7 protein-coding genes are annotated in these 12,412 nt (G+C 46.2%); all 7 read left to right on the top strand.

All coding sequences use genetic code 11. The features are described from left to right. Positions 1–48: 48 nt before the first annotated feature. Positions 49–3,594 carry a DNA-directed RNA polymerase subunit beta gene (rpoB, locus tag ACM1ND_RS23895; RefSeq protein WP_053326185.1) on the top strand — a complete coding sequence of 1,182 codons (3,546 nt, stop codon included), beginning with the start codon at positions 49–51 and terminating at the stop codon, positions 3,592–3,594. A 140-nt stretch (positions 3,595–3,734) separates the two neighbouring features. Next, positions 3,735–7,349 carry a DNA-directed RNA polymerase subunit beta' gene (gene rpoC / locus ACM1ND_RS23890; RefSeq protein WP_013312165.1) on the top strand — a complete coding sequence of 1,205 codons (3,615 nt, stop codon included), beginning with the start codon at positions 3,735–3,737 and terminating at the stop codon, positions 7,347–7,349. 217 nt (positions 7,350–7,566) lie between these two features. Continuing rightward, positions 7,567–7,818 (top strand): ribosomal L7Ae/L30e/S12e/Gadd45 family protein, encoded by a 252-nt coding sequence (locus tag ACM1ND_RS23885; protein WP_007432588.1) that lies wholly within the window; start codon positions 7,567–7,569, stop codon positions 7,816–7,818. A 144-nt stretch (positions 7,819–7,962) separates the two neighbouring features. Continuing rightward, on the top strand, positions 7,963–8,385 hold the full coding sequence (gene rpsL / locus ACM1ND_RS23880; protein ID WP_007432587.1) for a 30S ribosomal protein S12: 423 nt from the start codon (positions 7,963–7,965) through the stop codon (positions 8,383–8,385). 51 nt (positions 8,386–8,436) lie between these two features. Continuing rightward, the gene (gene rpsG / locus ACM1ND_RS23875) at positions 8,437–8,907 is read left to right on the top strand and encodes a 30S ribosomal protein S7 (RefSeq protein WP_007432586.1); all 471 of its coding nucleotides are present in this window, start codon (positions 8,437–8,439) and stop codon (positions 8,905–8,907) included. Between the two features lie 47 nt (positions 8,908–8,954). Continuing rightward, positions 8,955–11,033, top strand: a complete 2,079-nt coding sequence (gene fusA / locus ACM1ND_RS23870) for an elongation factor G (RefSeq protein WP_023990559.1) — start codon at positions 8,955–8,957, stop codon at positions 11,031–11,033. 94 nt (positions 11,034–11,127) lie between these two features. Further along, positions 11,128–12,318: an elongation factor Tu gene (gene tuf, locus ACM1ND_RS23865; protein WP_028542619.1), complete on the top strand. Its 1,191-nt coding sequence runs from the start codon at positions 11,128–11,130 to the stop codon at positions 12,316–12,318. Positions 12,319–12,412 lie beyond the last annotated feature (94 nt).

Below are 12,412 nucleotides of genomic sequence, written 5' to 3'. Positions count from 1 at the left end.
GTTCGCAATGTATTTTTAAAGTGAGTAGACATGAGGGGTGAGTTTAAGTTGGCAGGACATCTTGTTCAATATGGTCGACGCACTCGGCGCAGTTATGCACGTATTAATGAGGTACTCGAGGTTCCGAACCTGATTGAGATCCAACAAAAATCCTATGATTGGTTTTTGGAGGAAGGATTACGGGAAATGTTTCGGGATATTTCGCCAATTCAGGATTTCACTGGAAACCTGATTCTGGAGTTTATCGACTATTCTCTCGGAGAACCCAAATATACCGTTGACGACGCAAAGGAACGCGACGTTACGTATGCAGCACCGCTTCGGGTAAAAGTCCGGCTTATTAATAAAGAAACCGGGGAAGTGAAAGAGCAGGAAGTATTCATGGGAGACTTCCCGCTGATGACTGAAACGGGTACGTTTATTATTAACGGTGCGGAACGGGTTATTGTCAGCCAGTTGGTTCGCTCTCCCAGCGTCTATTTCAGCACAAAAGTCGACAAGAATGCGAAAACAACATACACCGCAACGGTAATTCCTAACCGGGGGGCTTGGCTCGAACTGGAGATGGATGCGAAGGATATTATCTATGTCCGGATTGACCGTACCCGTAAAATTCCGGTTACGGTGTTGCTGCGTGCGCTGGGCTTTGGCACTGATGCTGAGATTCTGGATTTGCTCGGCAATGACGAATATATCCGCAACACACTTGATAAAGACAACACGGATTCCACCGAGAAAGCGCTGATTGAAATTTATGAGCGTCTCCGTCCGGGTGAGCCGCCTACACTGGATAACGCAAAGAGCTTGCTAGTTGCGCGCTTCTTTGATCCAAAACGTTATGATCTGGCCAACGTAGGCCGTTACAAAATCAATAAAAAGCTTCACATCAAAAATCGTCTGTTCAATCAACGACTTGCTGAGACTTTGATTGATACAACGACTGGTGAAATCATCGCTGAAGCCGGGCAAATGGTAGATCGCCGCCTGTTGGACGAGATTTTGGCCCAACTGGAGGAATCAGTAGGACATCGTACGTATCATGTTGCGAGTGGTGTGCTAGAAAGCAATGATATTCCACTTCAAACGATCGATGTATTCTCACCAATTGAGGATGGTAAAGTAGTAAAACTGATTGCTAACGGAAATATTGATAAATCGGTTAAGAATATTACGCCTGCCGATATTATTTCCTCCATCAGTTATTTTATTAACTTGCTTCACGGAATCGGAAGTACGGACGATATTGACCATTTGGGTAACCGTCGTTTACGTTCTGTAGGTGAGTTGCTCCAAAACCAGTTCCGTATCGGTTTGTCCCGTATGGAACGCGTAGTGCGTGAAAGAATGTCGATTCAGGATGCTAATGTAATTACGCCACAAGCGCTGATTAACATACGTCCGGTAATTGCTTCGATTAAAGAGTTCTTTGGTAGCTCGCAGCTGTCTCAGTTCATGGATCAGACGAATCCGCTTGCTGAATTAACGCACAAACGTCGTCTGTCTGCACTCGGACCCGGCGGTTTGACGCGCGAACGCGCGGGTATGGAAGTACGTGACGTCCATCCGAGTCACTACGGCCGCATGTGTCCTATCGAGACACCGGAGGGACCAAACATTGGTTTGATCAACTCTTTGTCCACTTTTGCACGCATCAACGAGTACGGATTTATCGAAGCACCTTATCGTTGGGTAGATCCAAAAACCGGAAAAGTTACAGAGCAGATTGATTACCTGACTGCTGATGAAGAAGATAACTACATCGTAGCTCAGGCGAATGCGGAATTGACGGAGGAAAACACCTTTAAGGATGAGGTCGTCATTGTCCGTTATAACAAACAGTCTGATAACATTATTCCGATGGCTAGTAGCCGTGTCGATTACATGGACGTATCGCCTAAACAGGTCGTATCGGTCGCGACTGCATTGATTCCGTTTCTGGAGAATGATGACTCTAACCGCGCATTGATGGGTTCCAACATGCAGCGTCAGGCTGTCCCACTTCTGATTCCGAAGTCTCCATTGGTCGGAACAGGAATGGAGCACAAGTCTGCGAAAGATTCTGGTGTTTGCGTTGTATCCAAATACAACGGAGTTATCGAACGTTCTTCGGCTAACGAAATTTGGTTGCGTCGTATCGAAACTGTAGATGGCGCTGAAGTGAAGGGCGACATTGTTAAGTATAAATTACACAAATTTATGCGATCTAACCAAGGAACTTGCATCAACCAACGTCCGATTGTGAACAGAGGAGATATTGTCAAAGTTGGCGATATTCTTGCGGATGGTCCATCTACAGAGATGGGTGAGTTGGCGTTGGGACGTAACGTTGTGGTTGCCTTCATGACTTGGGAAGGTTACAACTACGAGGATGCGATCCTGCTGAGTGAGAAACTGGTTAAGGAAGATGTATACACCTCGATCCATATTGAGGAATACGAATCCGAGGCTCGTGACACGAAGCTTGGACCTGAAGAAATCACTCGCGACATTCCAAATGTCGGTGAAGAAGCGCTTCGCAACTTGGATGAGCGTGGAATCATTCGTATTGGTGCCGAAATCGGCGCAGGTGACATTCTCGTTGGTAAAGTTACACCTAAAGGTGTGACTGAATTGACAGCTGAAGAACGTCTCTTACACGCAATCTTTGGTGAGAAGGCACGCGAGGTTCGCGATACTTCTTTGAGAGTTCCTCACGGAACAGACGGGATTGTTGTAGATGTAAAGGTGTTTACACGTGAAAATGGTGATGAATTGCCACCAGGTGTAAATCAGTTGGTTCGTGTATATATTGCTCAAAAACGTAAAATCTCCGAAGGCGATAAAATGGCTGGACGTCACGGTAACAAGGGTGTCGTTGCCCGTATTTTGCCTGAAGAAGATATGCCGTTCCTGCCGGATGGCACACCAGTACAGGTCGTTCTGAACCCGCTGGGCGTACCTTCACGGATGAACATCGGACAGGTGCTTGAAGTCCATCTGGGTATGGCTGCAATGCGTCTTGGTATTCATGTGGCAACTCCAGTATTCGATGGTGCCAAGGAGTATGACGTATTCGATACAATGGAAGAGGCAGGCATGCAACGTAATGGTAAGACTGTGTTGTATGACGGACGTACGGGTGATCGTTTTGAACGTGAAGTTACTGTCGGTGTCATGCACATGATCAAACTGGCGCACATGGTCGATGATAAAATCCATGCTCGTTCTACAGGTCCTTACTCCCTCGTTACGCAACAACCATTGGGTGGTAAAGCTCAATTCGGTGGACAGCGCTTCGGGGAGATGGAAGTATGGGCATTGGAAGCCTACGGCGCAGCGTACACGCTTCAGGAAATTTTGACTGTGAAATCCGATGATGTGGTTGGACGTGTTAAAACTTACGAATCCATTGTCAAAGGTGAAAATGTACCTGAACCGGGTGTTCCAGAATCATTTAAGGTCTTGATCAAAGAGCTGCAAAGCTTGGGTATGGACGTGAAGATTCTGTCTGAAGACGAACAAGAGATCGAAATGAGAGAGCTTGATGATGAGGATGACACAACCAGCGATAAGCTGAGTTTGAATCTGGAAGGCTCTGAGGTTGGCGTAGAGTAGTTTGACTGCTGACTGACTCATATCAGCTTTGTTATATACCTTGATCCATTCTAGAATGGATCAGGTTTCTTGATACCGCCCGGTGCTGCTGGGCGGTATCAAACCTAAAAACTCAGGATTTGGTTAAGGAGGGTTGCTCCTTGTTGGACGTTAACAATTTCGAATATATGAAAATCGGGCTTGCTTCCCCCGAAAAGATTCGTTCTTGGTCCCGCGGAGAAGTCAAAAAACCGGAGACGATTAACTATCGTACGCTTAAACCGGAAAAAGAAGGACTATTTTGCGAGAAAATTTTCGGACCTACGAAAGACTGGGAATGTCATTGCGGTAAGTACAAACGTGTACGCTATAAAGGTGTTGTCTGTGACCGTTGTGGAGTAGAAGTTACTCGCGCTAAGGTTCGCCGTGAGCGTATGGGCCATATTGAGTTGGCTGCTCCTGTATCGCACATTTGGTACTTTAAAGGCATTCCAAGTCGTATGGGTCTTGCTCTTGATATGTCTCCAAGATCTCTGGAAGAGATCATTTACTTCGCATCTTATGTTGTAACCGATCCAGGAGATACGCCTTTGGAGAAAAAGCAACTCCTGTCCGAGAAAGAATACCGTAGCTATCGTGAAAAATATGGCTATGGCTTCCAGGCAGGTATGGGTGCTGAAGCGGTTAAAAAGCTTCTTCAAGATTTGGATATAGACAAAGAGTTGGAATTCTTGAAAGAAGAGCTGCGTACAGCTCAAGGACAACGTCGTAACCGTGCAATCAAACGCCTTGAAGTTATTGAGGCATTCCGTAACTCCGGCAACCAACCGGATTGGATGATCATGGACGTACTTCCTGTTATTCCTCCTGAGCTTCGTCCAATGGTACAGCTGGATGGTGGTCGTTTCGCTACTTCTGACCTTAACGACTTGTATCGTCGTGTTATTAACCGTAATAACCGTCTGAAACGTCTGTTAGATTTAGGTGCGCCAGATATTATCGTACAAAATGAAAAACGGATGTTGCAGGAAGCTGTTGACGCCTTGATTGATAATGGTCGTCGTGGTCGTCCTGTTACAGGTCCAGGTAACCGTCCTTTGAAATCCCTCAGCCACATGCTGAAAGGTAAACAAGGACGTTTCCGTCAGAACTTGCTCGGAAAACGTGTTGACTACTCTGGTCGTTCCGTTATCGTTGTAGGTCCGTACTTGAAAATGTATCAATGCGGTTTGCCGAAAGAAATGGCACTTGAACTGTTCAAACCTTTTGTTATGAAAGAACTGGTGAACAAAGGTTTGGCGCACAATATCAAGAGCGCGAAGCGTAAAGTAGAACGTGTGAGTGCAGAAGTATGGGATGTGCTGGAAGAAGTAATCAAGGAGCATCCAGTTCTTCTGAACCGTGCCCCTACGTTGCATAGACTCGGTATCCAGGCGTTCGAACCGATTTTGGTTGAAGGTCGTGCGATTCGTCTGCATCCGCTTGTATGTACTGCATATAATGCCGACTTTGACGGTGACCAAATGGCTGTTCACGTTCCGTTGTCTGCGGAAGCTCAAGCTGAAGCTCGTTTGCTTATGCTAGCATCCGGCAACATTTTGAATCCGAAAGACGGCAAGCCAGTTGTTACACCTTCCCAGGATATGGTTCTTGGTTCTTTCTATCTGACTATGGATAACAAAGAAGAAGAAGGAAGCAATATGATCCTTCGCAACATGAATGAAGCTATATCAGCTTACCAACGCGGTACAGCTGGTCTTCATGCTCGTGTAGCTATTCCGGTTAAAGCTTTGAATAAAACGAGCTTTACGGAAAAACAACAGGAAGCGATGTTGATCACAACGGTTGGTAAAATTATCTTTAATGAAATTTTCCCGGCAAGCTTCCCGTACATCAATGATGCGACCCGTGCGAACCTGCTTTATGGTACTGCGGAGGAGTTCTTTGTTTACGAGAAGGGTGTAAATCTTACAGAAGCCATTCAAAACGCTCCGCAAGCTAACGGAGTAGGCAAGGATTACCTTGGTAATATCATTGCCCGTTGTTTTGAGACTTACCATACAACAGAAACAGCTGTAATTCTGGATAAAATCAAGCAGCTTGGCTTTACGTATTCCACTCGTGCAGGGGTAACCGTTGCTGTATCGGACGTAATCGTGCCGGTGGAAAAACAAGAGATTCTTAAGGGATCTGAGGACAAAGCGCAAGTTGTGACGAATCAGTATCGTCGTGGTCTGATTACGAATGAAGAACGCTATGACCGGATTATCGACATTTGGTCTAAAGCGAAAGATGATATTACCGAAGTATTGATGAAGTCCATGGATCGCTACAACTCTATCATGATGATGGTGGACTCCAAAGCGCGGGGTAACAAGTCACAGATTACTCAGCTCGGCGGTATGCGTGGTCTGATGGCCAATCCATCCGGACGTATTATCGAACTCCCAATCAAATCAAATTTCCGTGAAGGTCTGACAGTACTCGAGTACTTCATCTCCACTCACGGAGCGCGTAAAGGTTTGGCGGATACAGCCCTCCGTACGGCTGACTCCGGTTACCTGACTCGTCGTCTCGTAGATGTGGCACAGGATGTTATCGTGCGCGAAGAAGACTGCGGAACGGATAAAGGCTTCACAGTAAGTCGTATCCAGGACGGTAAAGAAGTGATTGAGGATCTCTATGACCGTCTGGAAGGTCGCTATTGCTTTGAAACGGTACGTCATCCTGAGACTGGCGAGATTTTGGCTAGACGTAACGAACTGATTGACTCCGACAAAGCTGAAGCGATTGTTAAAGCCGGTGTACACAAAGTTCAGATTCGTTCTGTACTAAGTTGCCGTGCTAAACATGGCGTCTGCAAGAAATGCTACGGTCGCAATCTGGCTACTGGTAAACACGTTGAGATTGGTGAAGCAGTTGGTATTATCGCTGCACAATCCATTGGTGAGCCAGGAACACAGCTTACTATGCGTACGTTCCACACAGGCGGCGTAGCGGGTGACGATATTACACAAGGTTTGCCTCGTATCCAGGAGCTTTTTGAAGCACGTAATCCTAAAGGTCAGGCAACTATTAGTGAAATTGACGGTACAGTTAAAGAAGTTCGCGAAGGTAAAGACCGCCGTGAGATCGACATTCAGGGTGAAGCTGAAACGAAAACATATTCAGTAACGTATGGTTCCCGCCTGCGCGTAAGCGAAGGTATGACTGTTGAAGCTGGGGACGAACTGACGGATGGTTCAATTGATCCTAAAGAAATGCTGCGTATTAAAGGTATTCGCGGGGTACAGAACTATATCCTTCAGGAAGTTCAACGCGTATACCGGAACCAGGGCGTGGAAATCAACGACAAGCACGTAGAAGTTATGATTCGTCAAATGTTGCGTAAAATCCGTATCATTGATGCGGGCGACACGATCTTACTTCCAGGCTCCTTTGTTGATGTCCATGAGTATGAAAATGCAAACAAGATAGCGATTCTCAGCGGCCAAGAACCAGCGGTAGCTAAGCCGGTACTGCTCGGTATTACCAAGGCCTCTCTGGAAACTGACTCCTTCTTGTCAGCAGCATCCTTCCAGGAAACTACTCGTGTCCTGACTGATGCAGCTATTAAAGGCAAGGTCGATCAGTTGCTTGGACTGAAGGAGAACGTAATTATTGGTAAATTGATTCCTGCGGGAACAGGTATGAACCGTTACCGTAGTGTGAAATTTGCCCAACCGGAAGAGGGACAGTCTCCATCTGAGGAACTCGAACCTATTTCGGCCGAGTAATATAAAAATAGTATGATTGCCGGAACACCGTAGACATAAGCTTTGCATAAAAGCTACAGCAGACGGTGCTCCGGTGTTTTTTCAAAAATGAATCGTACTATTCTGTTTAAATGGATTATAGTTTATAATTGTCTTGACATTACTTATAGTCAATGCTAATATAGCAAAGGTGCGTGAGCAGCCTATATGCTATTGGGTCTTTTCGGAGGAATGAGATATGTCTAAAGAACAGGGACTGCAAGATGCTCATGTCAAAATCGGTACCAAACAAACCATTCGTATGGTAGAATTGGGCTTTGCCTCAGAAGTATATGTGGCAGAAGACGCAGATCAGCGTCTCACTTCCAACATCATTGCTTTGTGCAACAAGCAAGGAGTCAAAGTGACTCTCGTAGACACAATGAAAAATCTCGGAGCTGCATGTGGGATTGAAGTGGGAGCCGCAATGGCTGCTATCGTAAAACAATAGGGTAAGGAACGTTTTTGTCTAAGGAATTGTTATTCTTGGCGGCAAAGACTTTTCATTTGTTCTTTTATGAACCGCCTGGGTCTGTGGGCTTAGATAAGGTTTGTAAAGTAACAGCAAAAATTGAGGAAGGGGGTGGCAACCAACATGCCAACTATTAACCAACTGGTTCGTAAAGGACGTCAAGCCAAAATCGAGAAATCGAAATCACCGGCTTTGCAAAAAGGTTTTAATGCCTTGAAACGTGAAGCTACCGACATCAGTGCCCCGCAAAAACGCGGAGTGTGCACTCGTGTAGGTACTATGACTCCGAAAAAACCAAACTCCGCACTTCGTAAATATGCTCGTGTTCGCTTGACGAACCGTGTAGAGGTGACTGCTTACATTCCAGGTATTGGACATAACCTTCAAGAACACAGCGTAGTGCTGATTCGCGGCGGTCGTGTAAAAGACCTTCCGGGTGTGCGTTACCATATCGTTCGCGGTGCTTTGGATACTGCAGGCGTAAACAACCGCATGCAAGCTCGTTCCAAATACGGCGCAAAACGCCCTAAAGCTAAAAAATCCTAATGAGATATAAACCGCATATGTCGGTTTAACATGTAAGAAAGGGGGATATCCATGCCACGCAAAGGTCCAGTTACCAAAAGAGACGTGTTGCCAGATCCGGTATACAACAGCAAGTTGGTTACCCGCTTGATCAACCGCATCATGCTCGACGGAAAACGAGGCGTTGCTCAAAGCATTCTGTACAATGCGTTCAAGCTTATCCAAGAACGTACGGGGAATGACCCGATGGAAGTTTTTGAAGCAGCTATCAAGAATATCATGCCAGTCCTGGAAGTTAAAGCACGCCGTGTCGGCGGTGCCAACTACCAAGTACCAATCGAGGTAAAACCAGAAAGACGTACGTCCCTGGGATTACGTTGGCTCGTAAACTACTCCCGCAACCGCGGTGAGAAAACCATGGAAGAGCGTTTGGCGGCTGAAATTATCGATGCTTCCAACAACACAGGCGCTTCCGTGAAAAAACGTGAAGACACGCACAAAATGGCTGAAGCAAACAAAGCGTTTGCTCACTATCGTTGGTAGGATTCAGCTCAAAAAAATAACTTCAATTTTGAAGGGAGACCCATTTCATGGCAAGAGAGTTCTCCTTGAAAAATACACGTAATATCGGGATCATGGCTCATATTGACGCGGGTAAAACCACAACAACAGAGCGGATCTTGTTCTACACAGGCCGTACGCATAAAATCGGTGAAGTTCACGAAGGCGCTGCGACAATGGACTGGATGGAACAAGAACAAGAGCGCGGAATCACGATTACTTCCGCTGCGACGACCGCTGCCTGGAAAGGTCACCGCGTCAATATCATCGACACCCCGGGGCACGTTGACTTCACTGTTGAAGTTGAACGTTCCCTTCGTGTATTGGACGGAGCAGTTGGTGTTTTCAGTGCGAAAGAAGGCGTTGAGCCTCAGTCCGAAACCGTATGGAGACAGGCTGATCGCTACGGCGTTCCACGGATCGCATATGTAAACAAAATGGATATCATTGGTGCCGACTTCCTGAATGTTGTCTCCGACATGCGTGATCGCCTTCAAGCGAACGCAGTTGCGATTCAATTGCCAATCGGCGCAGAAAATGATTTTACTGGTATTATCGATATCGTTGAACAAAAAGCTCATATGTACAAAGATGATCTTGGTCAAGATATCGAAGAAGTAGAAATTCCTGCGGAATTCAAAGATCAGGTTGAAGAACTCCGTAATGAATTGATCGAGAAGGTTGCTGAACTGGACGAAGAATTGACAATGAAATACCTGGAAGGCGAAGAAATTTCGGTTGCCGAAATTAAAGCCGCTCTCCGTAAAGGTGTTGTAGAAGTTAAAATCTTCCCAGTTATCTGTGGATCTTCTTACCGCAATAAAGGTGTTCAGCTGATGTTGGATGCTGTTCTCGACTATTTGCCGGCTCCTACTGACGTGCCAAGTATTCAAGGGCATTTGGAAGACGGTACGGAAGTTGAACGTCACTCTTCCGATGAAGAGCCATTCTCCGCATTGGCCTTCAAAATCATGACGGATCCTTACGTTGGTAAGTTGACATTCTTCCGCGTATACTCCGGTGTTCTTCAATCCGGTTCTTACGTATTGAATGCAACAAAAGGTAAACGCGAACGTATCGGACGTATTCTTCAAATGCATGCGAACAGTCGTCAAGAAATCACTGTAGTTTACTCTGGTGATATTGCGGCTGCCGTAGGTTTGAAAGATACAGGTACAGGTGATACACTGTGTGATGAGAAGAGTCCTGTTATTCTCGAGTCCATGAATTTCCCTGATCCGGTTATCGAAATCGCGGTTGAGCCTAAAACCAAAGCTGACCAAGATAAAATGTCTGTAGCTCTCGGTAAGTTGACTGAAGAGGATCCAACTCTTCGCGCTCATACTAACGAAGAAACAGGTCAAACCATCTTGGCAGGTATGGGTGAGCTTCACTTGGACATCATCATTGACCGTATGCGTCGTGAGTTCAAGGTAGAAACGAATGTGGGTAAACCACAGGTTGCTTACCGTGAAACGTTCCGTGCTCCAGCACGTGTCGAAGGTAAATTCGTTCGTCAGTCCGGTGGTCGTGGTCAATATGGTCACGTATGGGTTGAGTTCGAACCACTCGAACCAGGTACTGGTAGTCAATTCGAAAGTAAGGTAGTCGGCGGCTCTGTTCCTAGAGAGTACATCGCACCTGCTCTTGCTGGTATTGAGGAACAAATGAAAAACGGCGTTATCGCAGGCTTCCCGCTTGTGGACGTTAAAGCTACAATCGTGGACGGATCATACCATGATGTCGATTCCAATGAAATGGCATTTAAAATTGCCGGATCAATGGCGCTGAAAGCAGCGAAAGACAAATGTAAACCAGTTTTGCTTGAGCCGATTATGAAAGTTGAAGTAACGGTTCCTGAGGAATACATGGGTGACGTAATGGGTATGTTGAACTCCCGTCGTGGTCGGATTGAAGGTATGGATTCCCGTAGTGGAGCTCAAATCATTCGTGCGAAGGTGCCTTTGTCCGAAATGTTCGGATACTCGACTACACTTCGCTCCGGTACACAAGGACGCGGCGTGTTCTCTATGGAACTTTCTCATTATGAAGAAGTGCCGAAGAGCATTGCTGAAGAGATCGTTGCCAAAACCAAAGGCGGCGAGTAATACAATGTATCAGCTGACCGGTATACTTAAGGTTTTACCAAAAGGGCATCCGGCAGCCTAAAATAAAACAAGTTATTGAGGAGGAATTGTTCAAATGGCAAAGGCTAAGTTTGAACGTAACAAACCGCACGTTAATATCGGTACTATTGGTCACGTCGATCATGGTAAAACTACTTTGACTGCTGCAATCACAACTGTATTGTCCAAAACTTACGGTGGTGCTGCTGTAGCATTCGATCAAATCGATAAAGCTCCAGAAGAGCGCGAACGCGGTATCACAATCTCCACTGCACACGTGGAATATGAAACACCTAACCGTCACTATGCACACGTTGACTGCCCAGGTCACGCCGACTATGTTAAAAACATGATCACTGGCGCTGCACAAATGGACGGAGCGATTCTGGTTGTATCCGCAGCTGACGGCCCAATGCCGCAAACTCGCGAGCACATCCTGTTGTCCCGCCAAGTTGGTGTTCCTTACATCGTTGTATTCCTGAACAAATGCGACATGGTTGAAGACGAAGAGTTGCTGGAATTGGTTGAAATGGAAGTTCGTGACTTGCTGAGCGAATATGACTTCCCAGGCGACGACACTCCAATCATTCGCGGTTCCGCTCGTGAAGCTCTGCAAAACCCAGAGGGCGACTATGCTAAGAAAATCGTTGAAATGTTCGAAACAATCGACACTTATATCCCAACTCCAGAACGCGATACTGACAAGCCTTTCTTGATGCCTGTCGAGGACGTATTCTCCATCACTGGTCGTGGTACAGTTGCAACAGGCCGTGTAGAGCGTGGTACTGTTAAAGTGGGCGACGAAATCGAAATCATCGGTATTCAAGAAGAATCCCGTAAATCCGTAGTAACAGGCGTAGAAATGTTCCGTAAATTGCTTGACTCTGCTCAAGCTGGCGATAACATCGGCGCATTGCTTCGCGGTGTAGATCGTGCACAAATCGAGCGTGGCCAAGTATTGGCTAAACCAGGTTCTGTTAAACCTCATACAGAATTCTCTGCTCAAATCTATGTTTTGACTAAAGAAGAGGGTGGACGTCACAAACCTTTCTTCACTGGTTACCGTCCACAGTTCTACTTCCGTACAACTGACGTAACTGGTATCATTACTTTGCCAGAAGGTTCCGAAATGGTAATGCCTGGTGATAACATCACGGTTACTGTTCAACTGATCAACCCGATCGCTATCGAAGAAGGAACTAAGTTCTCTATTCGTGAAGGTGGACGTACAGTTGGCGCTGGTGCCGTAGCAACAATCTCCAAATAAGAAGGCTTTAGCCTTTAAATAGAGCAACAGTGTACTGGAACGAGTAACATTGTATTGGAACGAAGCTAAACGAGCCCCTGCCCTGGTGCGGGGG

The sequence above is a fragment of the Paenibacillus sp. JJ1722 genome (assembly GCF_048282685.1).
In the GTDB taxonomy this organism is placed as follows: Bacteria; Bacillota; Bacilli; order Paenibacillales; family Paenibacillaceae; genus Paenibacillus; species Paenibacillus polymyxa_B.
This window is presented reverse-complemented; position numbering and strand designations above follow the sequence as displayed.